23 protein-coding genes and 1 pseudogene are annotated in these 25123 nt (G+C 62.9%); 13 read left to right on the top strand and 11 right to left on the bottom strand.

Going from position 1 to position 25123, the window contains the following annotated elements; genetic code table 11:
- Positions 1 to 96 precede the first annotated feature (96 nt).
- Positions 97 to 975: a 3-hydroxybutyryl-CoA dehydrogenase gene (locus EJ075_RS14155; RefSeq protein WP_095485986.1), complete on the top strand. Its 879-nt coding sequence runs from the start codon at positions 97 to 99 to the stop codon at positions 973 to 975.
- 479 nt (positions 976 to 1454) lie between these two features.
- Here EJ075_RS14155 and EJ075_RS14150 read toward each other — a convergent pair whose 3' ends face one another.
- From EJ075_RS14150 to EJ075_RS14135, 4 genes are all read right to left on the bottom strand, one after another.
- Positions 1455 to 3281: an adenylate/guanylate cyclase domain-containing protein gene (locus tag EJ075_RS14150; protein WP_126104761.1), complete on the bottom strand. Its 1827-nt coding sequence runs from the start codon at positions 3279 to 3281 to the stop codon at positions 1455 to 1457.
- Between the two features lie 301 nt (positions 3282 to 3582).
- On the bottom strand, positions 3583 to 4221 hold the full coding sequence (locus tag EJ075_RS14145; RefSeq protein WP_126104760.1) for an NrsF family protein: 639 nt from the start codon (positions 4219 to 4221) through the stop codon (positions 3583 to 3585).
- Position 4222: 1 nt separating this feature from the next.
- Positions 4223 to 4774, bottom strand: coding sequence for a sigma-70 family RNA polymerase sigma factor (locus EJ075_RS14140; protein ID WP_126104759.1), 552 nt, complete (start codon positions 4772 to 4774; stop codon positions 4223 to 4225).
- A gap of 102 nt (positions 4775 to 4876) precedes the next feature.
- Positions 4877 to 5926: a hypothetical protein gene (locus EJ075_RS14135; RefSeq protein WP_126104758.1), complete on the bottom strand. Its 1050-nt coding sequence runs from the start codon at positions 5924 to 5926 to the stop codon at positions 4877 to 4879.
- 56 nt (positions 5927 to 5982) lie between these two features.
- On the opposite strand from EJ075_RS14135, the gene EJ075_RS14130 reads away from it, so the two are divergent.
- The 5 genes from EJ075_RS14130 to EJ075_RS14110 all read left to right on the top strand — a co-directional run bounded on the left by EJ075_RS14130 (position 5983) and on the right by EJ075_RS14110 (position 11903).
- Entirely contained in the window at positions 5983 to 6642 is a 660-nt protein-coding gene (locus tag EJ075_RS14130) for a GNAT family N-acetyltransferase (protein ID WP_126104757.1), read from the top strand.
- Complete coding sequence (locus EJ075_RS14125) at positions 6639 to 7844, top strand: cytochrome P450 (protein WP_126104756.1); 1206 nt, start codon at positions 6639 to 6641, stop codon at positions 7842 to 7844. The genes EJ075_RS14130 and EJ075_RS14125 overlap by 4 nt, the downstream gene beginning before the upstream one ends.
- Before the next feature lie 209 nt (positions 7845 to 8053).
- Positions 8054 to 9061 (top strand): iron ABC transporter substrate-binding protein, encoded by a 1008-nt coding sequence (locus EJ075_RS14120; RefSeq protein ID WP_126104755.1) that lies wholly within the window; start codon positions 8054 to 8056, stop codon positions 9059 to 9061.
- 176 nt (positions 9062 to 9237) lie between these two features.
- On the top strand, positions 9238 to 10824 hold the full coding sequence (locus tag EJ075_RS14115) for an iron ABC transporter permease (RefSeq protein WP_164547103.1): 1587 nt from the start codon (positions 9238 to 9240) through the stop codon (positions 10822 to 10824).
- Complete coding sequence (locus EJ075_RS14110; protein WP_126104753.1) at positions 10821 to 11903, top strand: ABC transporter ATP-binding protein; 1083 nt, start codon at positions 10821 to 10823, stop codon at positions 11901 to 11903. Before EJ075_RS14115 ends, EJ075_RS14110 begins: the two co-directional genes overlap by 4 nt.
- Positions 11904 to 11938: 35 nt before the next feature.
- Here the strand turns inward: EJ075_RS14110 and EJ075_RS33955 are convergent.
- A pseudogene (locus EJ075_RS33955) lies at positions 11939 to 12586 on the bottom strand (ATP-binding cassette domain-containing protein); the annotation flags it as partial.
- Between the two features lie 29 nt (positions 12587 to 12615).
- Positions 12616 to 13302, bottom strand: coding sequence for a TlpA disulfide reductase family protein (locus EJ075_RS14095; RefSeq protein ID WP_126104752.1), 687 nt, complete (start codon positions 13300 to 13302; stop codon positions 12616 to 12618).
- Positions 13303 to 13337: 35 nt separating this feature from the next.
- On the opposite strand from EJ075_RS14095, the gene argH reads away from it, so the two are divergent.
- The 3 genes from argH to lysA all read left to right on the top strand — a co-directional run bounded on the left by argH (position 13338) and on the right by lysA (position 16554).
- The gene (gene argH, locus EJ075_RS14090; RefSeq protein WP_126104751.1) at positions 13338 to 14738 is read left to right on the top strand and encodes an argininosuccinate lyase; all 1401 of its coding nucleotides are present in this window, start codon (positions 13338 to 13340) and stop codon (positions 14736 to 14738) included.
- 229 nt (positions 14739 to 14967) lie between these two features.
- Positions 14968 to 15174 carry a hypothetical protein gene (locus EJ075_RS14085; RefSeq protein WP_126104750.1) on the top strand — a complete coding sequence of 69 codons (207 nt, stop codon included), beginning with the start codon at positions 14968 to 14970 and terminating at the stop codon, positions 15172 to 15174.
- 111 nt (positions 15175 to 15285) lie between these two features.
- Positions 15286 to 16554 (top strand): diaminopimelate decarboxylase, encoded by a 1269-nt coding sequence (gene lysA / locus EJ075_RS14080; protein WP_126104749.1) that lies wholly within the window; start codon positions 15286 to 15288, stop codon positions 16552 to 16554.
- Between the two features lie 94 nt (positions 16555 to 16648).
- Here the strand turns inward: lysA and EJ075_RS14075 are convergent, their stop codons facing one another.
- The gene (locus EJ075_RS14075; protein ID WP_126104748.1) at positions 16649 to 16951 is read right to left on the bottom strand and encodes a metalloregulator ArsR/SmtB family transcription factor; all 303 of its coding nucleotides are present in this window, start codon (positions 16949 to 16951) and stop codon (positions 16649 to 16651) included.
- Between the two features lie 50 nt (positions 16952 to 17001).
- On the opposite strand from EJ075_RS14075, the gene EJ075_RS14070 reads away from it, so the two are divergent.
- The 3 genes from EJ075_RS14070 to EJ075_RS14060 all read left to right on the top strand — a co-directional run bounded on the left by EJ075_RS14070 (position 17002) and on the right by EJ075_RS14060 (position 21157).
- Positions 17002 to 17943 carry a threonine/serine dehydratase gene (locus tag EJ075_RS14070; RefSeq protein WP_126104747.1) on the top strand — a complete coding sequence of 314 codons (942 nt, stop codon included), beginning with the start codon at positions 17002 to 17004 and terminating at the stop codon, positions 17941 to 17943.
- 174 nt (positions 17944 to 18117) lie between these two features.
- Positions 18118 to 20748 (top strand): TIGR02302 family protein, encoded by a 2631-nt coding sequence (locus tag EJ075_RS14065; RefSeq protein WP_126104746.1) that lies wholly within the window; start codon positions 18118 to 18120, stop codon positions 20746 to 20748.
- Positions 20749 to 20788: 40 nt separating this feature from the next.
- The gene (locus tag EJ075_RS14060; protein ID WP_126104745.1) at positions 20789 to 21157 is read left to right on the top strand and encodes a glyoxalase superfamily protein; all 369 of its coding nucleotides are present in this window, start codon (positions 20789 to 20791) and stop codon (positions 21155 to 21157) included.
- Positions 21158 to 21170: 13 nt separating this feature from the next.
- Here EJ075_RS14060 and EJ075_RS14055 read toward each other — a convergent pair whose 3' ends face one another.
- A complete protein-coding gene (locus tag EJ075_RS14055) occupies positions 21171 to 22028 on the bottom strand; it encodes a LysR substrate-binding domain-containing protein (protein ID WP_126104744.1) in 858 nt (285 codons plus the stop codon).
- Positions 22029 to 22331: 303 nt separating this feature from the next.
- On the opposite strand from EJ075_RS14055, the gene EJ075_RS14050 reads away from it, so the two are divergent.
- Positions 22332 to 23282 carry a DMT family transporter gene (locus EJ075_RS14050; RefSeq protein ID WP_126104743.1) on the top strand — a complete coding sequence of 317 codons (951 nt, stop codon included), beginning with the start codon at positions 22332 to 22334 and terminating at the stop codon, positions 23280 to 23282.
- Between the two features lie 20 nt (positions 23283 to 23302).
- Here EJ075_RS14050 and EJ075_RS14045 read toward each other — a convergent pair whose 3' ends face one another.
- From EJ075_RS14045 to EJ075_RS14035, 3 genes are all read right to left on the bottom strand, one after another.
- Positions 23303 to 23674 (bottom strand): response regulator, encoded by a 372-nt coding sequence (locus EJ075_RS14045; RefSeq protein ID WP_126104742.1) that lies wholly within the window; start codon positions 23672 to 23674, stop codon positions 23303 to 23305.
- A gap of 63 nt (positions 23675 to 23737) precedes the next feature.
- Positions 23738 to 24280 carry a hypoxanthine phosphoribosyltransferase gene (gene hpt, locus EJ075_RS14040; RefSeq protein ID WP_126104741.1) on the bottom strand — a complete coding sequence of 181 codons (543 nt, stop codon included), beginning with the start codon at positions 24278 to 24280 and terminating at the stop codon, positions 23738 to 23740.
- A gap of 26 nt (positions 24281 to 24306) precedes the next feature.
- On the bottom strand, positions 24307 to 24951 hold the full coding sequence (locus tag EJ075_RS14035) for a hypothetical protein (RefSeq protein ID WP_126104740.1): 645 nt from the start codon (positions 24949 to 24951) through the stop codon (positions 24307 to 24309).
- Positions 24952 to 25123: the final 172 nt, after the last annotated feature.

Below are 25123 nucleotides of genomic sequence, written 5' to 3'. Positions count from 1 at the left end.
AAATAGTGAGGGGTGGGGTAGACGAAGTCACCCCGCCCTTTTAGTTTGCACCGCACAAAAAGCAGGCCGCAAAGGCCTTTTGACGGGATCGGTGTAATGAGCAAGATCGAGACGATCGGCATCATCGGCGCAGGCCAGATGGGCGGCGGCATCGCCCATGTGTCCGCGCTTGCGGGCTACAAGGTGCTGGTCTACGACATCTCACCCGACCGCATCGAAAAGGGCATCGCCACGATCAGCGGCAACATGGCCCGTCAGGTCGGCTCCGGCAAACTCGAGGAAAAGCTGCGCAACGACGCAATGGCGCGCATTTCGGCAGCGCCCACCATGGCCGACCTTGCGGGTGCCGATCTGGTGATCGAGGCAGCGACCGAGGACGAGACGGTCAAGCGCAAGATCTACGCCCAACTCTGTCCGCAGCTCAATCCCGAAGCCATCCTGGCGACGAACACCTCGTCGATCTCGATCACACGCCTCGCCGCGCAGACCGACAGGCCGGAGCGTTTCATCGGCATCCATTTCATGAATCCGGTTCCGCTGATGAAGCTGGTCGAACTGGTGCGCGGCATCGCCACCGAGGACCAGACCTTCGAAGCAGCAAAGGCCTATGTGAACCATCTCGACAAGACGATCACCGTCTCGGAGGATTTTCCGGCCTTCATCGTCAACCGCATCCTGCTGCCGATGATCAACGAGGCGATCTACACGCTCTATGAGGGGGTCGGCTCGGTCGACGCGATCGACACCGCCATGCGGCTCGGCGCCAACCATCCGATGGGACCGCTGCAACTCGCCGATTTCATCGGCCTCGACACCTGCCTGTCGATCATGCAGGTGCTGCATGACGGCCTGTCGGATTCGAAATATCGCCCCTGCCCGCTGCTGGTGAAATATGTCGAGGCCGGCTGGCTCGGCCGCAAGACCGGGCGCGGCTTCTACGACTATCGCGGCGAGCATCCCGTTCCGACGCGCTGACCGGCGATACGAGCCAACGGACATCGCGCGCGGTCGCGCTGAGTGAAGACCGCGTCGGGCTGATCCTTGCCCGAAGCCCGATGGATTTGGCTCAAACCAGCCCGGCAGAGCGTTTCACGTCGAGCATTTTGCGGCCAACTGGAACCACTTGGCGTCGCACAATCGCGACTAAAACAAAGAGATAGAGCGGAATGCCGGATCAATCCAAACGCATTCCGCTTTAGAGTCAAAACTCAATCAGCGGGATGGCGCCAATAGCCGAGATGGGTGGTTTCTGCCCTCCGCCTCGCCAATCGGAACGAGTAGGCAGCGCCAGTTCCAGAGGTTCGGGTCGAGCGCACTATGGCGCAAGTCGGACTCATTGCCGACTTTCCCGGACCCAATTGCCTTCCCCGAATCCTCCTGGCATTTGAGGGCAACCAGCATTCATCACCCTTAGCTGCCTAGTCGGTCTTCTGCGGGCCGTGCACGGGCAGCTGTCACTCCGGCAAGCCCGCGAACCGCATGTGTTCGATCCAGCGTTCGAGGCTTCCGGGGGCGGTCCATATCTTCTCCCACTTCCTGCGTTCTTTACTGATGGATTGGCCGGGAGAGTCTTTGAGGAAAACCGCAAGGGCTTCTTTTGCCTCCCGCTCGTTTCCCAGACAAGCGTGGATCCCCGCAAGCATTCGGTGTGCGCCTGTCGGGATTCTGGACATTTTCCGCATCGCCGCCAGCGCAGCCCGGCAATCGTTCTTTTGCCAGAGCGCCCAGCCCATCTGCCAGTGGAGCAAATCAGAGTGGAAAGGGTCGATGCCCTTGGCTTGCTCGATCCGATCGATCGCTTCGTCGATGCGGCCAATATACAGCAGCGGGTCCGTACTGCCGTGAAGGATGCTTGAATTGCTGGGATTCAGCGCAATTGCCTGATCGAACTGTGCAAGGGCCTGCTCGATCTCTCCAGCTTCAGTATGGATGCGGGCGCGGATATGATGTGCCTCGGCGTCGTCCGGAGCGAGCAGGATTGCCTTGTCGGCGTACTCGGCGGCGCGCTTCAACGCCTCGTCCCGGTTATGTTCCTGCTCGTGCCACCCGAATGTCACATCATGGCGATAGGACCAGGCCAGCCCGATATAGCCGAACTGGGCGTTTGGATCCGCTTCGATCGCCTTGAGGCTCAGTTGCCGCACCAGTTGGTTCCCCGCGGCCGTGAAAGCACTGCTGCGCATCTCGGCAATCGCCATCAGGTGATAGTGGAGCGCGCTGACCTGCGCGGCGTCGCTCTTTGGCAGCGGGCGCTGGATCCTGCGCCCGACACGATCCGCAAGCGTGCGGATGATTTCCTCCTGGACGACGAAAAGATCACCGATCTCCCGGTTGTAGGTGTTGGCCCAGACATGCGATCCATCATGCGCATTCAGCAATTGGGCGGTCACTTTCAGCCGGTCTCCCACCTTCTGCTGGCTGCCCTCAAGCAGGTAGTCGACGCCGAGTTCATCTCCGATCTGCCTGGCGTCGGTGGGCTTGTCGCGGTACCTGAAACTCGAGTTCCGGGCGATGACGGCGTAAGTCTTGCTCCGCGAAAGCTCGGTGATGATCCCCTCGGCGACGGCGTCGCTGAGATATCCCTGATCCGCGCCGGCACTCATGTCATCGAAGGGAAGGACCGCAATCCTCGGCATGTCGCTCACTGTCGCCGACGGCCAGAACCGCCAGGTCGTCCCGGCCAAAACCAGAATAAGGGCGAGCACCGCTGCTCCTGCCCAAACCCAGCGCGGAGGCGATGACCGCGCTGGTTGGCGTGGGGCTTGTCCCTCAAGGATTACGCGGAAGGCCTGCACCGGTTCGGCGATATTCTTCACCTTCTGCCCGCCCATCGGCTCGAAGCCGAACGCCAGCTTCCTCTCAACTTCCCTGGCGACCTTTGCCGAGACACAGATGCCGCCTGGGTCCGCCAGCTGCTGGAGCCTGGCCGCGACATTGACGCCCTCGCCATACCGGTCCTCGCCCTCGACGATCACCTCGCCGAGATTGATCCCGATCCTGACCCGGATCCGCTGGTCCTCGGGAACGGCGGCGTTCCGTTCCGCCAGCCCGCGCTGCAGCGAGACGGCGCATTCCACGGCGTCCACCACGCTGCCAAATTCGGCGAGCATCCCGTCGCCCATAAGCTTGAAAATCTGGCCGTGATGGCGGGCAATCTCCGGCTCAAACAGATCCTTGCGTCCGGCACGAAGGCGCTCGAAAGTGCCCGCCTCATCGCGCTCCATCAAAGTCGAATAGCCCACTACATCTGCGGCTAGAATCGCGGCAAGCTTGCGGTCCATTGTTGGCCTGGCCCCGGCGGATCATGTATTGGTTGTTCCGATAAGAAGCTGACCTCACCAGTACTCAGCAAATCGCTACTTTCCGCGCGTTCTTTGATGGCTGATGCGGCGACGGTTGACCAATTTCGTATTCTACCACATTCAAGACATTCGAGCTTACCTGCCGGAATGGCTCGTTCGGGTCAGGGCTTGCCGTAGAAGTTCTCCGAGCGAAAGGGCCGCAACGGGGTCGAACGAGGTCGTTCAGAAATGAAATGAGTTTTGACGTTAGAGCATCACGGTCTCCGCTCGCGGGCCGTCGCTACCAGCGCACGAAAATCCGGGCGCCGAGCGCGCCGAGCGCGGCGAGGACGGCAATCGCCATCGTGTACCAGGTGGCGACGAAAAGCGGCGAGTCGTCGAAGCAGTGTGCGGCATAGAAAGTTGCCGCCAGCCCACCGGCGAGCAGGCCCGCCACCGTTCCGGCAAGCACCGGCCGCGTCGGCGCGCCATAGCGCAGCACCGCTATGAAGACGGCAAGCGGACCGATGCCGATCAGCGGAATGGACGTCAGGCAGATAACCATGTTGCTGCCGACCAGCCGTGTGCCCCAGTCGGCCGCAGGCACGGAAAGGAGCTCCAGAACCACCGCAATGATCACCAGCAGCGGTGCGGCAATCATCCAGGCCGCCGCCCTGCTTGTCGATGCACTGGGTGTGGACAGGGCTCGGATCAAGGCGAAGGCGCTGACGGCCAGAGCAGTCGTGAAGACGAACTTCGCGAGGAAGCGCATCGTGTGCATGGCGGTCGCGATGTCGGCGCGTGGGCCGATCGCCAGCCAGAAAACCACCGCCGCGATCACGGTAGCCGCACCGGCGGCCACCCACCAGGCCGAGCCAAGCGGCATCGCCGTGCTGCGGGCATCGGCGTCAAGCGCCTTGATGAGATCGTCGGTCCTCATGTCATTCCCGCCCGAATTGTTTGGCCCCGAACCGTTTGGCAATGGCGGCAAGTCCGCGATGTAGCGACACGCGCACCGCCGTCTCGCTGATGCCGAACTTCGCTGCCGTCTCGCCGATGGAACGGCCTTCGACCGACACAGACGAGACGACGGAACGTTGCGCCGGCGGCAGTCCGTCCAGGGCCCGATTGATGTCGCGCTCGCTGACCGTCTCGGCCTCCGGCTCGGCGAAGGTCTCGGCGATCTCGTCGATCTCGATCTCGACACGCCGCCCGCGCCGCCGGAAGGCGTCGATCAGCTTGAAGCGCGCTATGGCGTAGACCCAGGGCAGCACAGCCAAATCCTGGCGCCAGGTATGCCGTTTCACATGAATGGCCAGCAAGGTTTCCTGCACGACATCCTCGGGATCGACCCCGCCGTGGACGATCTTGCGCCTGACAAAGCCGCGAACGAGAGCAGCCGTCCGGTGCAGAAAGTCGGCGTAAGCCCTTTCATCTCCCGCGATCGCGGCCCGCATCAGCCGGGAAAGCTCGGCCTCGTCCTTGCCGGTCACAAGAGTTCACTCCCGATATTCGCGCCTCGGCGCTGGTTTGTTACGTGGCCGGCGAAATAATGTCCAAGCCAAACTATGGGAATACGGAAGTTTGCGGGCGGCTCAGTGCCTCGAGCCGAGCACGAAATCCCGGACAAACCTCAGACCTTTGCGAACGACCAGCTTTCTGCGCCTTTTCCGATACTCGCGCCGCAGCGCGGCAAGAAACTCGAAATGCGTTCTGTCGATTTCCGCCGTCGATGACGGGTCGCGCGTATGCGGCAATGCCAAAAGAGCATCGGCATGCATGTTGGCGTAGGGCATTGAATCGTATTTGTCGAAAGGTGTTGGCGGATAACTAAGGACGGTGGGGTTGGTGTTGATTTCGAAAACCTGAATGCAGCCATCGACGATCGTGTAGTCGATCCGGCCATATCTGATCGAAGCCCTTTCGAAAATCGCCATCAGGTTCGGCGCGTGGGGATTGTCCCTTACATAATCCAGGTGCTGTTTTCTTGTAGCTTGCAGCATGCCCCTTCCAGGATCCTTGATGAACCATCCTTCGTTGGCAAAACAATGCTGTGCGTAGATCCTGTCGCCGACGCGATAGGCCGCGTATTTTCGGTACAGGCCATCGGGGCTGGCCTTCGATCCGAATTCGACCACCATTGGCCGGACGAACTTCATGTCAGGCAAGGCGGCGAGAGCATCGTCCAGTTCGCGACGCGCTTGCAATAGCCTTGGCGCCTTGTAAGCAGCGCCCGTCTCGTCGCGTAGAAAAACGGGATAGCGTATATCGTCGGGCAGAGCATCTGGCCGGTGGACCTGGAAATTGTTGATGCCGTCCGCAAACAGTTTGCGCAGCAAGTCAAAACGCTGAAAACTCTCGCGCGGATGATTGAGCTGAACGACGTGAGGTTGTTCCAGCTCCATCTTGCGGCCGAGCTCCGAGGCCGCATCGATTTCAACCTCACTCAGTCGGTCCATATCGGACCAGATTACCGTTCCCGCAGAAAGCGCCCCTAGAAGAGTTGCCTGCTCATAGGGGACCAGGCGAAAAAAGTTCTGCATATCTTTTCGATAGTAGAGAAGAAAGCTCGCCTGGGTGTAGGTATGCAGGCGATGGCAAACATAAAAAATCATGGGAAAATCAGCCGTTGCGGGGTCGCGCATGCACGACTAGCAAATAGGGATCATGCATTCTATACGGCATTGGCGGGCTGCCCTCCATGACAACGAAAAACATCAGATTTCATTCCCTCGACAAAGAAGACGTGCCGCGGATGGCCGAGATGGAGAATGCCGCATGGGGACCGCTTGGCGCTGGAGCGGACACTATCCGTCGTCGACTTTCCCTGGGGCATACGATGATCGCGGCGTCCGTTGATAATCTCGTCGCGGGCGCAATCTGCTTCGTAGAGACCAATCAGGATCCGCACGACACTGCAAAGTTTCCAAAGACCTTCTCCGCCTATTCTTCGATGCCCCGAAGTGAGCCTGCGCTTTCGCTCTATGTCTATAACCTCGGTGTGCGTCCGGAATTCAGGGGAACGGATATCGCGCGTCGTCTGCTTTCCGAATTGATCGAGCACGGACGCCGGGTCGGTGCACGCTGGTTGGTGGGAGACGGACGCTGCCCGTCCTACGCAGGCGCGCAGCACGACACCCCCGACAAGGTCCTTCCGGATCAGAAGTTCCGTGCGACCATCGACGACTGGCACCGCACCGGCGTGACGCCTCAAGTGAAATCCATAATCCGGGATCCGCTGCTGCGATTCTACCGACGGGTACTGAACTGCGAATTTCTGCATCTGGCGCCTGGATTTCTGCCGGAGGATGCAAGCTCCGGGGGCTATCGCGTTATCTTTGCCGTGGATGTCACCCAATGATATCAGCCGAGCTTTTCAACCCTTTCGCTCTCGGCAACGATCGGTTTCCAGAATTCGCGCGGCGCAGGGCGACGGGGGGAGCAGCTTGGGGCGAAGCACCTTACCCCGAAGTGGGCCAAGCGTATTACGTGTTCAGCCATGCTCTGGTTTCGAAGGCGCTGAAACACCCGTCGCTTTTGCAAGCTCCGCCCGGCGCTTACCAGGCGACCCGGCAAAAGATCACCGCTAATTACGCGCTCGATCTGCTGACGAAATCCATGATGTTGTCGGATCCTCCGCAACATCTACAACTTCGCCGCCCGCTCGCGGGATCGTTGACGCCGTTCCTCAGTGCCCGTCTCTTCGACGGCCTCTTGTCCACAGCGTTGCATTTGACGCAAAAGGCCAGGGAAAAATCCGACTTCGACGCAGTGCGCGATCTGGCCATCCCTTTGTCGTTCTCAACTCTGGAGAACATCCTCGGCATTGACATCGATAACCCGTGGTCGATGGGAGACAATGCACAATGCATGGCCAAAGCACTGGAGATGAGACCTGGAGGCGTGGACCCCGACGCCAATGATGCCTGCCGCCGGCTGGAACTCTGGGTGTCGTCCGCAATCGACAAGGGTGCGATACGGCCAAACGGCATGGCTGCGCAGATGCTTGCAGAGGTCGAAGCCGCCCGCTGGCGACGCGACGACGCCGTTGCCAATATCGTGTTTCTCCTTTTTGCCGGACAGGCGACGGTTGTCGACACGTTCGGCAACGCGCTTGTTGCGCTTGAATGCTTCCCCGACCAGAGGAAACTGCTTGAAGACGGACGCGTAAGCTGGCTGTCCGCAGCGGAAGAACTGCTTCGCTATTGCGCTCCGGTTCACTATGCCGGAGCACGCATCGCTGCGAACGACTTCGATTTTGACGGTGTCGCCATCCGTGCCGGACAGGCTGTCGTCCCGGTGCTTGCCAGCGCCAATCGCGATGTGGCGGTTTTTCCGGCAGGCGACGAGCTGGATCTGAATTCCGCCATCCCCTCTACCCTCACCTTCGGCACTGGCCTGCACGTCTGTCTCGGGCAACATGTCGCCCGACTGGAGTTAGCCGCCCTGCTGGAGGCACTGTTCACAAAGGCTGGAGGCTGGCGCCTGGACCTTCCCAGGGTTGTCAGACGACCCTCGGTGCTGCTTTACGGCCTGCAAACCGCTCCCCTGATTTTCGCGTAGAAAACGCCGGGGAACACGATCCCTTCGCGGCGACGCTTTGCTGCGGCCAGTGCAGACACGTGCCTGCTCACACAAAATTGTCCGTCCGGCGTGGCTTTCGCGTTTCGACGCTTGATTAACGCAGCGGCCAATGTTGACTACACCGGTCAGGAATTGATAGGTGCAGCCTTGCTAAATCAAGACCATCGAGATCGAGAGGGATGACGTCCATGAAATATGCTCTTTCCGCCCTTGCCGGTGCCACAGCACTTGCAATCAGCCAGCTCGCCGGCCCAGCGATCGCCCAGGACGGCGGCATCGTCGTCTACAATGCCCAGCATGAGAGCCTGACCAATGCCTGGGTGGAAGGTTTCACCAAGGAAACCGGCATCAAGGTCACCGTTCGCCACGGCGGCGACAGCGATTTCTCCAACCAGATCGTCGCCGAAGGCGCCGCCTCGCCGGCGGACGTGTTCCTGACCGAGAATTCGCCGGCTATGGCCTTGGTCGAGGCATCAGGCCTGTTCGCGCCGGTCGATGCCGACACGCTGGCGCAGATTCCGCAGGAGTATCAGCCGGCCAGCGGCAAGTGGGTGGGCGTCGCCGCGCGCAGCACCGTCTTTGTTTACGACAAGACCAAGCTGACCGCCGAGCAGTTGCCCAAGTCGCTGCTTGATCTCGCCGATCCAAGCTGGAAGGGACGCTGGGCCGCTTCGCCCTCCGGCGCCGATTTCCAGGCGATCGTCAGCGCACTTTTGCAGCTCAAGGGTGAGGCCGCAACGGCCGACTGGCTGAAGGCGATGAAGGAGAACTTCACCGCCTACAAGGGTAACAGCACGGTGATGAAGGCGGTCAATGCCGGCGAGGTCGAAGGCGGCGTGATCTATCACTATTACTACTACGGCGACCAGGCCAAGACCGGTGAAAACAGCAAGAACATCGGGCTCCACTATTTCAAGAACCAGGATCCGGGCGCGTTCGTCTCGGTTTCCGGCGGTGGCGTGCTGGCCTCCAGCAAGCACCCGAAGGAAGCCCAGGCATTCCTGAAATGGGTGACCGGCAAGGGTGGTCAGGAGGTGCTGAAGACCGGCAATTCCTTCGAATACGCGGTCGGCAAGGGTGCGGAGTCCAATCCGGCGCTGGTGCCGCTAGCCGATCTGCAGGCGCCGAAGGTCGACGCGACGACACTGAACTCCAAGAAGGTGACCGATCTGATGACGGCAGCCGGCTTGCTTTAGTCGGCGTTCGTCCTAAAAGGGCAACCGACTGCGCTCCTGCGGGACTTCGCTTTCCGCAGGAGCGCTCTGTTTTTCGAGATGGCATTCGTCCATGACGACAGACTGCGTTTTTGGCCGCGTTTGCGACCCTTCGATCGTTTCCGCCACCGGGCGGCAGCGGCGCGGCGTCTGAGCTGATGCAGTCTGCGGCCGATCTTGCACGTTCAGGCTCGCCGACCGGCATGGTGGCTGGGCAATGGACGCGCCGGCGGCCCGTATCCTGGATTTCGCTCGCCGCCATCCTGGTCTCACTTTTCTCCCTGCTGCCGCTCGCCTTTATCATCTGGATTGCCGTGCAGACCGGCTGGGAAACCGTATCGGCATTGGTCTTCCGGCCACGCGTCGGCGAGCTCCTGGTCAACACCCTTCTTTTGGTGGTGCTGGCCGTGCCGATCTGCATCGTGCTCTCGGTGGCGCTGGCCTGGCTGACCGAACGCAGCGATCTTCCCGGGGCCCGCCTGTGGGCCTGGCTGTCGGTGGCGCCACTCGCCATCCCCGCCTTCGTCCACTCCTATGCCTGGATCACCCTGGTCCCGGGACTGCACGGCCTGTGGGCCGGCGTCCTGGTTTCCGTCGTCGCCTATTTCCCGTTCCTCTATCTGCCGGTGGCGGCAGCTTTGCGCCGGCTCGATCCTGCCCTCGAAGATGCTGCGGCAGCCGTCGGCCTCGGGCCGTGGCGCGTGTTCCGGCGGGTGGTCTTGCCGCAGCTCAGGCTCGCCATCTGCGGCGGCTCGCTGCTGGTCGGCCTGCATCTCCTGGCCGAATACGGCCTCTACGTGTTCATCCGCTTCGACACCTTCACCACGGCAATCGTCGACCAGTTCCAGTCGACCTTCAATGGACCGGCCGCCAACATGCTGGCGGCGGTGCTGGTTACATGCTGTCTCGTGCTGCTCGGGATCGAAGTGCTCGTGCGCGGCGAGGAGCGCTATGCCCGCGTCGGCTCGGGCGCAGCGCGTCCCCTGCAACGCACAAGGCTCGGCCGCGCCACCATCCCGTGCCTGCTGCTGCCGGTGGTCACAGCGTTGCTGGCGCTGGGCGTGCCGTTCGTCACCATCGGCCGCTGGCTTGTGGCCGGCGGTGCCGATGTCTGGCGGTTCGACGAGATCGGCCTGGCGCTCGGCCAGACCCTGTTCCTGGCGCTCGCCGGCGCCCTGCTCGCTACCGTCGCCGCCATGCCGATGGCCTGGATCTCGATCCGCGCGCCGGGACCGCTGCAGCGTCTTCTGGAAGGCTGCAACTATATCGTCGGCTCGCTGCCCGGCGTCGTCGTGGCGCTGGCGCTGGTCACCATCACGGTGCGCATCGCTCTGCCGCTCTACCAGACCCTGTTCACGATCCTCGTTGCCTATGCGCTGATGTTCCTGCCGCGCGCCCTGATCAGCCTCCGGGCGTCGATCGCGCAGGCGCCGGTCGAGCTCGAACGCGCCGCCGCAAGTCTCGGCCGATCACCGCTCAAGGCGCTATGGTCGACGACGATCCGCCTGTCGGCGCCGGGTGCCGCGGCGGGCATGGCGCTGGTGGCGCTCGGCATCATGAACGAATTGACCGCCACGCAGATGCTGGCGCCCAACGGCACTCGCACGCTGGCGATGGCGTTCTGGGCCCACAGCGGCGAGATCGACTATGCATCCGCCGCACCCTACGCTCTCATCATGGTGGCGATGTCGCTGCCCCTGACCTGGCTGCTCTATGTCCAGTCGAAGCGGATGGCCGGACGATGAGCTTCCTCGAACTCACCGATGTGCACAAGCACTACGGCCCGGTGGCCGCATTGGCCGGCGTCGATCTCAGCGTGGCCAGTGGCAGCCGCACGGCGATCGTCGGGCCGTCTGGCTGCGGCAAGACGACCTTGCTGCGGCTGATCGCCGGCTTCGAGCCGCCGGACCAGGGCCGCATCGTGCTCGACGGCGAGGTACTGGCCAATGGCGGCGCCGCCGTGCCCGCATATCGGCGCAGCATTGGCGTGGTGGCGCAGGACGGCGCCCTGTTCCCGCATCTGACCATCGCCGCCAATATCGGTTTCGGCATGGGACGTCACGAGGACAAGCGCGCCGAGCGCATCGTCGAGCTCGCCTATATCGTCGGGCTCGACAAGGCGATCCTGAAGCGCCGGCCGCACGAGCTCTCCGGCGGCCAGCAGCAGCGTGTGGCGCTGGCCCGCGCCATGGCCATGAAGCCTCGGCTGATGCTGCTCGACGAGCCGTTCTCGGCGCTCGACACGGGTCTGCGCGCCTCGATGCGCAAAGCTGTGGCCGAGCTTCTGGAGGCCGCCGGCATCACCACGATCCTGGTCACGCACGACCAGGCCGAGGCGCTGTCCTTTGCCAGCCAGGTCGCGGTGATGCGCGACGGCAAGTTCTCGCAAATCGGCACGCCGCGCGAGCTCTATCTCAAGCCGAAAGACAGGATGGTTGCCGAGTTCCTCGGCGATGCCATCATCCTGCCGGCAAAGATATCAGACGGCTTCGCCAGCTCGCCGCTCGGCCGCATCGCCGTCGACAGCACCGAGCGGCGCGATATCGCCCGCATCATGCTGCGGCCGGAACAGGTGCTGTTGAAACGGACGTCGCGTGAAGGCATGTCGGGCACGCCGGACATGCTGTTCGGCGAGGTCATGGAGTCCGAATTCGCCGGCTCGATGTGCACTATCGCGGTGCGGCTCTTGAACAGTCCCGATCCGCCGGACGCAGCCGCGATCGGCAACACGCCGTTGATCCTGCGCAAGCCGGGCATGGACACGCCGGTGGTTGGCGAGATCGTCCGGCTGACTGTGTCAGGAAAGGCGCATGTGTTTGCCTGAACGGGCGCCCCGGCCCGCCGGAACGGTTCCCGCGCTCAGGCGACGCGGGCATCCGGCGTGACGATCTCACCGGTCGCCTTTGAATAGACGGGCCATTGCTCGAGGAAGTCGCAGCCATGCACCACCACCCGTCGGCCGGCAGTGTCGACGAGGATGACCGCGTATGACGGGGGCGCCTGCTCGACCACCTCATCGCCCACCAGATCGAGCACGAACCTGGCGTGCAGGCCGCGTTGCGCCGTAAACGGAATGCCGGCGACCGTGCCCGCAATATCGCGATGAACATGGCCGAAGAAGATATGGCCGACATTTCCATGGCGCTTGAGCAGGTCCAGGAACCGTCCGGGGTTCTCGAGGCCGAGCAGATCAAGCTGCCGAAGCCCGCTTGCGAGCTTGCGGATTTCCGAGCGCATCTGCACACGCAGCTTGGCGTCGAGATTGGAGAGCGGCTCGTCGAACAGAAAGACCTTCGGCTCGCGGATCATGGCGCGCCCCATGGCGACGCGCTGGCGCTGGCCGCCCGAAAGGGCCGCCGGCTTGCGGTCGAGCAGCGGTTCGAGCTCCAGCATACGGGCGACCGCGCGGATGCGCTCTGTACGTTCAGCGCTAGCAACACCCGCCACTTTCAGCGAATAGCCGATATTCTGGGCGACGCTCATATGCGGGTAGAGCAGACCGAAATCCGTTGCGATTGCCGTGCGCCCATGGGCGCCTAGTCCGACTTGGCGAGTGCCGTCTCGACCAGCCGCTTGGCGTCCGGTCCCGACCATTCGGCCGGGCCGTTCATATGGGCGATCAGGCAGCCTTCACCGTCGATCAGCATGGTGACCGGCAGGCCGAGCGCCAGGCCGCGCGTCTTGAGATCGTTGAACAGCGCCATCGTCGAATCGCGGTAGTAGCCGAGCGACGTGACGCCGGTTTCCTCAAGGAACTTTTTCGGCTTGGTGTCGTCGCCGACATCGACATTGACCGCGACGACCTCGAAGGCGTCGCTGCCCATTTCTTTCTGCAGCGCGTCGAGCGCCGGCATTTCGGCGCGGCAGGGCGCGCACCATGTCGCCCACAGATTGAGCAGCACCGTCTTGCCGGCATGGTCGGCGAGCGTCATCGGCTTGCCGGCGGGATCGTTGAAGGCAAGGCTTTTCAGCGATTGCGGCGGATCGGCCGGCAAAAGTGCTGCAACCTGGCCGGTGGCAGCCGCCGCAACCGTCTTGGCGCGGTCGGCCTTGGCAGTGCAGGCGGCATCGTCCTCGCTGTCGCCAACGGCAACTTGAGCGGGCGCGTTGTTGCCAGAACCGCTCTCGCTGACATATACCGCGACCGCGCCAACCAGCACGCCCGCCACCAAAGCGGCGAGGATGAGGCGCGGGGCCGGGAAAAATCTATTGCCGTCTGCCATTTTCTAAAAACTGCTCCGGAGCACGGGTTATAGCGATGAGCGACAAGAAGGCCAGCAACCAGATGTGGGGCGGACGTTTTGCCTCGGGTCCGGCCGCGATCATGGAAGCGATCAACGCGTCGATCTCGTTCGACCGCAAACTCTACGCGCAGGACATCAGAGGCTCGATCGCCCATAGCGAGATGCTGGCGCAAACGGGCATTATTTCGGCGGCCGATCAAGAAAAAATCGCTCACGGGCTGAACACGATCCTGGCAGAGATCGAGGCGGGAAAGTTCGAGTTTTCGACCAGGCTGGAAGACATCCACATGAATGTCGAGGCTCGCCTTGCCGAGCTGATCGGCGCGGCCGCCGGCCGCCTGCATACCGCCCGTTCGCGCAACGACCAGGTGGCGGTCGATCTCAGGCTGTGGGTCAAGGACGAGTGCTTTCGCGTCGCCGAGGCGCTGAAGGGCCTGATAGCGGCGTTCCTGGAGCGGGCCGAGGAGCATGCGGCGACGGTGATGCCGGGCTTCACCCACATGCAGGCGGCGCAGCCGGTGACCTTCGGCCATCACTGCATGGCCTATGTCGAGATGTTTTCGCGCGACCTGTCGCGTGTACGCGACGCCATCGAGCGGATGGACGAAAGCCCGCTCGGTGCGGCCGCCCTTGCCGGCACCAGCTTTCCGATCGACCGGCACAAGACGGCTAAGGCGCTCGGCTTCCGCGAGCCGATGCGCAATTCCCTGGACAGCGTTTCGGACCGCGATTTCGCGCTGGAATTCTTAGGGCTGGCGGCAATCTGCGCGACGCATCTGTCGCGGCTTGCCGAAGAGATCATCATCTGGTCGACGCCGCAATTCGGCTTCGTCAGGCTATCGGATAGTTTTTCCACCGGCTCCTCGATCATGCCGCAGAAGAAGAACCCCGACGCGGCCGAGCTGGTGCGCGGCAAGACCGGCCGCGTGACCGGCCATCTGGTCGGTCTGCTCACGGTGATGAAGGGCATGCCGCTGACCTATGGCAAGGACATGCAGGAGGACAAGGAATCCGTGTTCGACGCCGCCGAGACGCTCGACCTGATGCTGGCGGCAATGACCGGCATGGTGCGAGACATGACGGTGAACGCCGCCGCCATGAAGAAGGCCGCCGGGTCAGGCTATTCGACCGCGACCGACCTTGCCGACTGGCTGGTGCGCACGCTTGGGCTGCCGTTCCGCGAGGCGCATCATGTCACCGGCCGCGCGGTGGCCCTGGCCGAAGAGAAGAAGATCGGGCTCGACAGGCTGCCGCTGGAAGACTTGCAATCCATTCACCCCGGCATCACGGCGGACGTGTTTTCGGTGCTTGCCGTGCAGAACTCGGTGAAGAGCCGCACGAGCTTTGGCGGCACCGCGCCGTCGGGAGTGAGGAAGCAGATCCGGTACTGGAAAAAGCGCATCGCCAAGGCGTGATGCTCGTGCGGCGAATCCGAAATTCGCATCACGTTGGAGCAGCGCGGCGAGCGAATTTCGGATTCAAAAAGCCGCACGAGTTAATTATGAATTCTAGTGTGGTTTTGGATTTGAAGTTCCTTAACGCGAATGCCATCAAAGACAGGAACTTCAAATCCACCACACTAGGTGCAATGCCAGCAAAACTCAGCTAAAAGCGGCGGGCAAAAGTTTCGGACGGATGGCACGAATGACCGCAAGCAGGATTTTGGTGACGCTGACGCTGCTGGCGGCGATGGCAGCTGCTACGGCCTGCGGCCGGAAGTCCGGGCTCGACACGCCCTATGAGGCGGCCGTGCAGGCTCGCAAGGACGCCGAAAAGGCCAAGCAGCCCGTGCCGCCCGAGCCGGAAAAACCGGTCGAGGACAAGAAGTTCATCCTCGACCCGCTGCTCTAGCGTGATCCCGAAAAGTTGCAGACTTTTCGGACAAGATCACGCGAAAAAACAAGATCTAGAGACGATGAGATCGGCCGATCTCATCGTGCTCCAACTTCCGGAACCACTCTTGTGAACCATTTCGACTACCGCGACGGCGTGCTGCATGCCGAGGACGTGGCGATACCAGATATCGCTGCAAGCGTCGGCACGCCGTTCTATTGCTATTCGACGGCGACGCTGACTAGGCATTTCCGCGTGTTTGCGCAGGCCTTTGCCGGGCTCGACGCGCTGGTCTGCTATGCCATGAAGGCGAATTCCAACCAAGCGGTGCTAAAGATCCTGGCAAAACTCGGCGCCGGCGCCGACGTGGTCTCGGAAGGCGAACTGCGCCGCGCGCTAGCCGCCGGCATTCCGGCCAACAAGATCCTGTTTTCGGGCGTCGGCAAGACCGCGCGCGAAATGGATTTTGCGCTCTCGGCCGGCATTCTGTGTTTCAATGTCGAATCCGAGCCGGAGCTTGAATTGCTGTCGGCCCGCGCCACGGCACTGGGCAAGGTGGCGTCGGTCTCGCTGCGCATCAACCCGGATGTGGATGCCAAGACCCACAAGAAGATCTCCACCGGCAAGGCCGAGAACAAGTTTGGCATCCCCTGGCAGAAGGCGCGCCAGGTCTATGCCCGCGCAGCCGAACTACCTGGCATCAAGGTCACCGGCATCGACACCCATATCGGCAGCCAGATCACCGAATTGCAGCCCTTCGACGACGCCTTCGCGCTGCTGGTGGAGCTGGTCGGCGTGCTGCGCGCTGACGGGCACGCCATCGAGCATATCGATCTCGGCGGCGGCCTCGGCATTCCCTACCGCGTCGATAACAGCCCGCCTCCCTTGCCAGACGCTTACGCCCAGATCGTCAAGAAGCACGTCACGAAGCTGGGATTGAAGGTGATGTTCGAGCCGGGCCGGCTGATATCAGGCAATGCCGGCATCCTTGTCTCGCAAGTGATCTTCGTGAAGGAGGGCGACGCCAAGAATTTCCTGGTTGTCGACGCCGCGATGAACGATCTGATCCGGCCGACGCTTTACGACGCCTTCCATGACATCAAGCCGGTGGTGCAGCAGCCGCCTGCGGCACCGCGCATGACGGTCGACGTCGTCGGCCCGGTCTGCGAGACCGGCGATTATCTCGGCCTCGACCGCGACCTGCCCCGGTTGAAGGCCGGCGACCTGATCGCCATCGCCACCGCCGGCGCCTATGGCGCGGTGCAGGCCGGCACCTACAACACCAGGCCGCTGGTGCCCGAAGTCCTGGTCGACGGCGACCGTTTCCATGTCGTGCGCCCGCGCCAGACGTATGACGAGCTGATCGGGCTGGATTCGCTGCCAGATTGGCTGGAATAGATCATGATCCCGAACCGAAGGTCCGCGTCAGCGAAAAGTGGGAATCGGTTTTCGGAAACGATCATGGTCAAACAAAAATAGAGCGCCGGCAGCGCTACAGCCGGTGCTGAATCAACGCCCTGGTCTCGGCAATCCTGCCCTCGTCGCGGCGATAGAATGTCCACTGCTTGATGCGTTTGCTGCTGAGAAGGCCGGCCTGGGTGAGCACCCGCATATGCTCGCTGAGCGTCGCTTGGGTGATCCCAAGCTTTTCGGCGATCAGCAGCGCGCAGACGCCGTCCTCGACCAGGTCGCCATCCGCTTGGCGTGGAAAATGCGCGCGCGGGTCCTTCAGCCAATCGAGGATTTGCAGCCTGCGCTCGTTGGCGATCGCCTTGAAGACATCGACCTCTTGCATTTAGCCATTTTGCTAAGTTACTAAGTGATGTCAACCCTTGGGAGCAGGCCATGCTGAACGGCAATATGATCACACGCGAACGCATCGCCGCAATGGAACCGCGCATCCGGCCATTCGTGCGCCACACGCCGGTGCTGCGTGTCGACATGGCCGATTTCGGCCGTCCGCCTCTTAGCCTCGACCTGAAGCTCGAATGCCTGCAGCATTCCGGCTCGTTCAAGGCGCGTGGCGCGTTCACCAATCTTCTCGAGCGGCCGGTTCCCAAGGCTGGCGTCGTCGCCGCATCGGGCGGCAATCATGGTGCCGCGGTCGCCTATGCCGCCATGCGGCTCGGCCACAAGGCGACCATCTTCGTTCCCGAAGTGAGCCCGCCGGCCAAGCTGGAACGCATCCGCGGCTACGGCGCAGAGCTGGTCGTCGGCGGCGCGCGCTATGCCGAGGCGCTGGCCGCCAGTGAAGACTTTGCCGAAAGGTCCGGCGCGCTGCAGATCCACGCCTTCAACCAGGAGGAAACGCTGGTCGGTCAAGGCACGCTTGGCCTCGAGATCGAGGCCGACCTGCCCGAGCTCGACACACTGCTGGTCGCCGTCGGTGGCGGCGGCCTGATCGGCGGCATTGCCGCCTGGTTTGCCGGCCGCATCAGGATCATCGCGGTCGAGCCCGAAGGTGCGCCGACGCTTTATCGCGCCTTCGAGGCCGGCCGGCCCGTCGACGCGCCGGCGGAAGGCATCGCTGCCGACTCGCTGGCGCCCAAGCGCGTCGGCGAAATGATGTTTCCAATCGCCGAGGCTTTCGTCGAGCGTTCCATACTGGTCAGCGACGACGAGATCATCGCCGCGCAGGTGGCGCTTTGGGACCGGGTGCGAATCATCTCCGAGCCGGGCGGCGCTGCGGCTTTCGCGGCGGTCCTGTCCGGCCGCTACGCGCCGGCTGCAGGCGAGCGTGTCGCCGTGCTGGTCTGCGGTGCAAACGCCAATCCGGCTAAATTCTGACGATAACAGGGGCAGTCCTGTTCACGTTTTAGGGAACTGCCTCGCCTTCGCCGTGTTTCTTGGTATGTTTGGAGCGACGAGCATCTAAGACTTTGAGTCCTTCGCATCCGATTTTCGGGCCGGTGCGATAGATTTGTGAGGTTCGGGTTATCCCGCCCGAATCAGGAAGGGCCGATGACGCAACGACCCACCTTCACTGGCGATCGCAGCCTGGCCGGGCGCCTTGCTCTGAGCCGGCTGGCGACTCGGGTCTCGATGACGGTCGAGCGTGGCTGGCCGTTGCTGCTTCCGCTGGTCATCGTCGCAAGCCTGTTCCTCAGCATCTCGTGGCTCGGCCTCTTCCATCTGCTGCCCGACACGGCGCGCATCGGTCTCGTGGCGGCGTTCGGCATCGCAGCCCTTGCCGCGCTCTATCCCCTGCGTTTCTTCCGGGTGCCGACCAGCGCCGAGATCGATCGGCGCATCGAGGCGGCCAACCAGTTGCTGCACAGCCCGGTGCTGGTGCAGACCGACCGGCCGAGCGGCAGGGAAAGCATTTTTTCGCAAGCGCTGTGGCGCGAGCATCAGAAACGCATGGCCGAAAAACTCGGCGACCTCGGTGGCGACCTGCCACGCACCCGGGTTCCGGAGCGCGACCCGTGGGGGCTGCGCGCCGTGGCGGCGCTTTTGTTGGTCACCGCCTTTGCCTTCTCCTTCGGACCGTCGGGCGGTCGCATAGCAGACGGGTTCAGTGCCCACGCGGCGCGCGACACTGTCCCGCCGCGCATCGACGCCTGGGTGACGCCGCCGGCCTACACCGGCAGGCCGCCGGTCTTCCTCACCTCCCCAGCCCTCGCCAACCCTGCCCTCGCCGACAATGGCAATCAGGCGCCGCCCGCCTTCACCGTTCCGGAAGGCAGCGATGTTTCGCTGCGCGTCACTGGCGGGTCGGGCGAGGAAACGCTGAGCTATGCCGACGCCGACGGCAACGCCCGCACCATCGAGCCGACCGGACAACAGGCCGACAAGGCCAAGCCGGCGGCGGCAACGCCCTCCACGGTGCGCCAGTTCACCGGAAAGCTGACGGCCAACGGCACGTTGACGCTAAACTCGGGCAATGACGAACTCGGCAACTGGGCCTTCGCGGTGATCCCGGACAAGCCGCCGCAGATCCGCTTCGTCGGCGAGCCCAAACGCGCCGTCAATGGCTCCTTCGAGCTCAACTACCAGATCGACGACGACTATGGCGCGGCCTCCGCCAAGGCGGATTTCGTATTGGCCGACCCGCCGGCGCCGAATGCGCATCCGCTCTATGGCCCGCCCGAAATGCCGCTGTCGCTGCCGCGCCGCGGCGCCAAGGGGAATGCCGCCAAGACCACGAAGGACCTGACCGAGCATGTCTGGGCCGGCGGCAACATCAACCTCACGCTTGTCGCCACCGACGATGCCGGACATACGGCAACCAGCGAAACCAAGACGCTGGTGATGCCCGAGCGGCCTTTCTCCAACCCGCTGGCGAGGGCTGTGATCGAGCAGCGCCGCGTGCTGGCGCTTGACGCCAACGCCAAGAGCCGCGTGCTCGACCTGATGGACGCGATCACGCTCAGGCCCGAAGACACGTTCGACAACATGGCGCACTACCTCGCCATCATGAGCGCGCGCACGCGGTTGAAGATCGCAGACAGCGACGACCAGTTGCGCGATGAGGTCGCATATCTCTGGGAGATCGCGCTCGGCATCGAGGAAGGCAATCTTTCGGAGGCCGAGAGGCGGCTGCGCCAGGCGCAGCAGGCGCTGCAGGACGCGATCAAGAACGGCGCCAGCGACGAGGAAATCGACAAGGCGATGAAGGAACTGCGCGAGGCGATGAACCAGTTCCTGCAGGAATTCGCCCAGCGTGCGCAGCAGAATCCGAACGCGCCGCAGATGCAGCAGAACGGCCAGGAACTGCGCCAGAGCGACATCGAACGCATGATGGACCAGATCGAAAACCTGGCGAAGTCAGGCGATCGCGACAGCGCGCAGCAATTGCTTTCGCAACTGCAGGACATGATGAACAACCTGCAGGCCGGACGTCAGCAGCAGGGCGGCCAGCAGAACAGCGAGATGCGCCAGCAGATGGACAAGCTCGGCGAGATCATGCGGCGCCAGCAGGAGATGATGAACGAAACCTTCCGCATGGACCAGATGCAGCGCGGCCAGCAACAGCGCGGGCAGAACCGCGACGAGCAGCTCGGCGAGAATGGCGAGCAGGGCCAAATGGGCGAACAGGGCGAGCCCGGTCCAGGTGAAGACCGCGATCCGCTCGGCCGGCCGAAGCCGATGACGCCGGAGGAATTCGCCGACGCGCTGAAGCAGTTGCAGGAAGGTCAGGGCAAGCTGCAGGGCGACCTCGACCAGCTGAGGAAAGGTCTTGAGGGTATGGGGCTCGAGCCCAATGAAGGATTTGGCGACGCCGGCAAATCCATGGGCAGTGCCGAACAGGCGCTTGGCGACAGCGATGGCGACCAGGCCGTCGGCCACCAGGGCCGCGCGCTGGAAGCGCTGCGCAAGGGCGCCAAGGACATGATGAAGCAACTGCAGGCCATGCAGGGCGACGAGGGCGAAGGCGAGCGGGGCGGCCGCCAGCAGAACGCCGACCGCGATCCGCTCGGCCGGCCACGCTCCACCGAGGGGCCTGATGATGGAAGTTCGGTCAGAGTGCCGGACGAGATCGACGTGCAGCGCGCGCGCCAGATCCTCGAAGCGATCCGCAAGCGGCTCGGCAACGCGCTCAGCCCCGACATCGAGCGCAGCTACCTGGAGCGGCTGCTGGAGCTGAAGTAAACCTCTCCTATCGCCTCAAACGTCAAACATTGAGATCGCCATGGTGAGACTCGGCGCCGTCACCCCGATCCTGCGCATCTTCGACATCGCCAAGGCGCATGAATTCTATGTCAGCTTCCTCGGTTTCGAAGTGCAGTTCGAGCACCGCTTCGACGACAACGCTCCCCTCTATATGGGAATTTCGCGCGATGGCTGCGTGCTGCATCTGAGCGAGCATCACGGCGACGGCGCGACGGGCGCTCATATCCGCATCGAAGCGGGCGACATCGCGGCGCTGCACCGCGAACTGATAGCGAAGAAGTACCGTTTTGCCAGGCCGGGAGTGGAAGAGACACCTTGGCAGACAAGGGAGGTCACCGTCGGCGATCCGTTCGGCAATCGGCTGACCTTCTACGAAGACGTCGCATAGCGGCTGCCAGGCTTTAGCGATTGGTGAACGCCTCGCGGATCGCCTCTTGCATGCCGTCGATCGCCTCGCCGGAGGCGTTCGGATTGCGCCGCAGCACCACGTTCGAGGAATCGATGTCGCCGAACCCGTCGGCGGCCGTAAGTTCGCGGCAACCGGCCGGGATATTGCTGCGCGAGATCGGCGCAATCGCCAGCCCGGACGTGACGGCGAGCCGTAGTCCGCCATTGGTATCGCTGGTATAGGCGACACGATAGGCTAGACCGCGCTGTTCCAGCGACTTTATCGCGAAATCCTTGCACCAGCCGGCACGGTTGTAGAGCGCGATCGGCACCGGCCGCTCCTCATGCATGTGGTGAAGCTCCGACGTCACCCATACGGTCGGATCATGCATCAGCACCTCGCCGCCGAAGAGATCCTGCCATTCGAACACCACCGCCAGATCGAGCTCGCCGGCGGCGAGCGCCGCGATCTGCGCGCCGGAATGCGCGTAGCGGACAGTGACTTCGACCTGAGGATGGCGCTTGGCAAAGGCGCCGAGCGCGCGCGACAGGATGGCGTGGCCATATTCCTCCGGGATGCCGATGCGCACCGGCCCACCAAGCGGCGCCGCGACCATCGATGCCGCCGTCTCGTCGAGCAGCGATATGATCCGGCGGGCGTTGACGATGAGTTCGCCGCCGCGGCGGGTCAGCGCCACACCACGCGAGCCGCGCTCGAACAGGCTGTCGCCGACCACATCTTCGAGCTTCTTCATCTGCATCGAAACCGCCGACTGGGTACGGCCGGCCTGCTCCGCTGCCTTGGTGAAATTGCCGGTATCGGCAACCGCGACGAAGGTGCGCAGCAGATCGCTGTCGAGCGTGGGCTTCATTTGCCGCCATAAGAAAATCTGATTGCTGGCATCATTCCAATTCGTTTGCAACATGTCAAACGCCGGATGATAGTTGCTTCACCCATTGGATATGCGGCTGCGAAATCGGCCGCGGACCAATCTAGAGTCCTCACTCGTACCCGCTGCCCGAAACGGTGGCGGGTTCTTTTTAATGCATGTCGCCCAAAAGCATGCCCTCGGGCTTGAACCGGGGGTGCGCAGCGGTTTTGGGACAACGACATGCATAAACCAAAAATTACCAGGCCCGGTTCTCGGCCGCACAGCAAGGAGCCGTCAAACCACATGCAGAACCGGATCGTTCTCGGCATGGCAAGTCTTTGCCTCGGCGTTCTGGTGTTCTCGCTCCAGGATCCGCTGATCAAGGCCGTATCGGGCACTTACCCGGTGACCGAGGTGATGGCGATCCGCTCGATCGTCGCCCTGCCCATTCTTCTCGTGCTCGTTCATGTCGATGTCGGGCTCAGCGCGATCTTTTCGAAGCGATTTCGCATGCTGACGACGCGCGCCTTCATCCTGTTCACTTCCTACACGGTCTACTACCTGGCGATCGCCGCCCTGCCGCTTGCCGACGCGGTGGCGCTCTATTTCATGGCACCGCTGTTCATCATGGCGCTTGCCGGCCCTTATCTCGGCGAACGGGTGGCATGGCAGACGCTGGTCACCGTCATGGTCGGGATGCTGGGCGTGCTGGTGATGCTGCGGCCCGGCGCCGGGTTGTTCGACTGGGCGGCACTGTTGTCGCTGGCCTCGGCGGTGCTGTACGGTTTCTCGCAGTTGATGGCCCGCAAGATCGGCGACACCGAATCGTCCACGGTCATGGCGTTCTATCAAAACGGCGTCTACCTCTTGGGCGCGGCAGCGGTCGCCGGGCTGTTCTGGCTGGCAGGAATAGCTCACGCCACACATCCGAGCCTCGAATTCCTGGTCAGGCCATGGATCTGGCCGACGACAATCGATTTCCTCAAGATGGCGACCTGCGGCTTCGTCGCCTCGGCCGGGATGATCCTGTTGTCGCAGGCCTACAGGCTGGCGCCCGCCAACAGCGTAGCCACCTTCGAATACACCGGCATCATCTGGTCGCCGCTGTGGGGCTTCCTATTCTTTGCCGAAGTGCCGCGATCGACCACCGTCATCGGCGCGGCCCTCATCATCGGCGCCGGTCTGTTCGCGCTCAACGCCAGTCGGCGCCGGAGCAGCGGTCCGGCAATCGCGGCGACCTGCGATCCGGCCTGACCACTGTCAGGCCTTAGGCTCTAGGCAAAGCAGGCGAGCGCCTGTTCGACACGCGCGCGGATTTCGGCCAGCGTGAACGGCTTCTGCACGACGTCAAGAATGACGCCGTTCAATTCCTCGGCGCGCTCGCGCTGGTCGGCATAGCCGGTCATCAGCAATATCTTCATCGCCGGGAAAAGCGACGCCGCCGCCTTGGCCATCGCGATGCCGTCCATCTCCGGCATGCGGATATCGGAGACGACAAGGTCGTAGCCGCCACGCGCTGCGCGGATCAGGGCAAGCCCTTGCGCGCCGTCGGCGGCGATGTCGATCATATGCCCGGCGCGTTCGAGCGCACGAGCGGCGAGAGTGCGGACGGATTCATCGTCCTCGACGATCAGGAGCTTTGCCATGGCGGAATGTTTGGCGGGGAAAAGTTGACTTTTCCTGAACCGCAAACAGCATCGAAGAAAAATCTAGGCGTCGCCCTTGACGATGCCGACGAAGGGCAGCTCGCGAAAGGCGTGGGCGACATCCATGCCGTAGCCGACGACGAAATAGTCGGGGCAGTCGAAACCGACATAGTCGGCGTTGAGCGCGGTCTGGCGGCGCATGCGCTTGTCGAGCAGCACGGCGATAGCGCAGCTTTTGGCGCCGCGCGACAACATCAGGTCGCGGGTGAAGGACAGCGTCTTGCCGGATTCGAGGATGTCGTCGATCAACAGCACGTCGCGGCCGGCGACCTCATTGTCGATGTCGCGCAGCACCCTCACCTCGCCGCTGGTTGTGCCGGCGCCGTAGCTGGAGATGAAGATAAACTCAACCTCGGGCGACAGGCCGACATCGTGCATGGCGCGGATGAGATCGGCGGCAAAGATGAACGATCCTTTCAGCACCGAAATCACCAAGAGGTCGTGATAGTCGTGCCCGGCGATCTCCTTGGCGAGCTCGAGATTGCGGCGGGCAATCGCCGACGCCGAAAACAGAACCTCGATATCCTTGCCGCGCACGACTGGCATTGGCCGCCCTTCCAGAAATGATCGCCCTAATCGGCGAAGGTGACCGAAACGGTCTTGACCCCGTTTCTAGGCACGTCGAGCCGGCTGGAAAAGCCAAATCTTTCGCCGGGCGCCAGCGAACGGTTGAATGTCCCCAGCGTATAGCGGGTCGTGCGCCTGTCATTGCCGGTGACCCGGATTTCCAGCGGCGGCAATGGCGACGGGCTGGCGCCGTCATTCGCGGCCTCGCCACCGACGAACAGGACAGGTTCCGGCCCGGACGCATCGATACGCGACGTGACGCCTGAAATAGTGAGGGCAGTGCCTGTTTCCTGGGCCGCGAGAAGAAGCGGCGCCTGGCGCATAAGCGCGTGCCCGCCCGATATCCAGAAGGCTGCAAACGCGGCACTGAGGCCGGCGATCCAGAAGATCGGTCCACCGCGCGATATCCGCAACCGTCCCGTCGCGGCTTCGGGCTTGCGCAGCATCTCCATGCCTTCGATCGACGGCGTGGCCACCACACGCGAAAGCGGTGGGGAAAGGTCCATGCTGCTGGTAAAGCGCGGCAGCACCTCGTAGTCGGCGTCGACGATGTCATCGGCTGGATCACGCATGATGCGTTCCGGCGCGGCGGCCGTGTCGGCCATGATTTCGCCGGAAACCGGGCGCGCGGTTCGATCCTCAGCCATCACGGCCCCAGCACTACGGCACTTGTTCGCTCTTCGTTTCTTTTGCGTAAACGGAAATGGTTAACGCTTCCCCATCGGAACCCTTGTGACGCGCCCAAAAAAACCCAGAATTAACCGCCGGTTAACCATGCCGGCCGATGGTCTTTTCTCAGAGAAGGCTGGCTCGTCGCCGCCG

The sequence above is a fragment of the Mesorhizobium sp. M6A.T.Cr.TU.016.01.1.1 genome (assembly GCF_003952585.1).
Taxonomy (GTDB): domain Bacteria; phylum Pseudomonadota; class Alphaproteobacteria; order Rhizobiales; family Rhizobiaceae; genus Mesorhizobium; species Mesorhizobium mediterraneum.
This window is presented reverse-complemented; position numbering and strand designations above follow the sequence as displayed.

Bases quoted from the DNA above. Each gene is read 5' to 3' on its own strand.
- EJ075_RS14060 (WP_126104745.1), top strand. From the start codon at position 20,789: ATGGTGAGACTCGGCGCCGTCACCCCGATCCTGCGCATCTTCGACATC.
- hpt (WP_126104741.1), bottom strand. From the start codon at position 24,280: ATGCCAGTCGTGCGCGGCAAGGATATCGAGGTTCTGTTTTCGGCGTCG.
- EJ075_RS14110 (WP_126104753.1), top strand. From the start codon at position 10,821: ATGAGCTTCCTCGAACTCACCGATGTGCACAAGCACTACGGCCCGGTG.
- EJ075_RS14055 (WP_126104744.1), bottom strand. From the start codon at position 22,028: ATGAAGCCCACGCTCGACAGCGATCTGCTGCGCACCTTCGTCGCGGTT.
- EJ075_RS14095 (WP_126104752.1), bottom strand. From the start codon at position 13,302: ATGGCAGACGGCAATAGATTTTTCCCGGCCCCGCGCCTCATCCTCGCC.
- argH (WP_126104751.1), top strand. From the start codon at position 13,338: ATGAGCGACAAGAAGGCCAGCAACCAGATGTGGGGCGGACGTTTTGCC.
- EJ075_RS14150 (WP_126104761.1), bottom strand. From the start codon at position 3,281: ATGGACCGCAAGCTTGCCGCGATTCTAGCCGCAGATGTAGTGGGCTAT.
- EJ075_RS14130 (WP_126104757.1), top strand. From the start codon at position 5,983: ATGACAACGAAAAACATCAGATTTCATTCCCTCGACAAAGAAGACGTG.
- EJ075_RS14120 (WP_126104755.1), top strand. From the start codon at position 8,054: ATGAAATATGCTCTTTCCGCCCTTGCCGGTGCCACAGCACTTGCAATC.
- EJ075_RS14125 (WP_126104756.1), top strand. From the start codon at position 6,639: ATGATATCAGCCGAGCTTTTCAACCCTTTCGCTCTCGGCAACGATCGG.
- EJ075_RS14070 (WP_126104747.1), top strand. From the start codon at position 17,002: ATGCTGAACGGCAATATGATCACACGCGAACGCATCGCCGCAATGGAA.
- EJ075_RS14050 (WP_126104743.1), top strand. From the start codon at position 22,332: ATGCAGAACCGGATCGTTCTCGGCATGGCAAGTCTTTGCCTCGGCGTT.
- EJ075_RS14075 (WP_126104748.1), bottom strand. From the start codon at position 16,951: ATGCAAGAGGTCGATGTCTTCAAGGCGATCGCCAACGAGCGCAGGCTG.
- EJ075_RS14065 (WP_126104746.1), top strand. From the start codon at position 18,118: ATGACGCAACGACCCACCTTCACTGGCGATCGCAGCCTGGCCGGGCGC.
- EJ075_RS14115 (WP_164547103.1), top strand. From the start codon at position 9,238: ATGCAGTCTGCGGCCGATCTTGCACGTTCAGGCTCGCCGACCGGCATG.
- EJ075_RS14135 (WP_126104758.1), bottom strand. From the start codon at position 5,926: ATGCGCGACCCCGCAACGGCTGATTTTCCCATGATTTTTTATGTTTGC.
- EJ075_RS14045 (WP_126104742.1), bottom strand. From the start codon at position 23,674: ATGGCAAAGCTCCTGATCGTCGAGGACGATGAATCCGTCCGCACTCTC.
- EJ075_RS14155 (WP_095485986.1), top strand. From the start codon at position 97: ATGAGCAAGATCGAGACGATCGGCATCATCGGCGCAGGCCAGATGGGC.
- EJ075_RS14085 (WP_126104750.1), top strand. From the start codon at position 14,968: ATGACCGCAAGCAGGATTTTGGTGACGCTGACGCTGCTGGCGGCGATG.
- EJ075_RS14145 (WP_126104760.1), bottom strand. From the start codon at position 4,221: ATGAGGACCGACGATCTCATCAAGGCGCTTGACGCCGATGCCCGCAGC.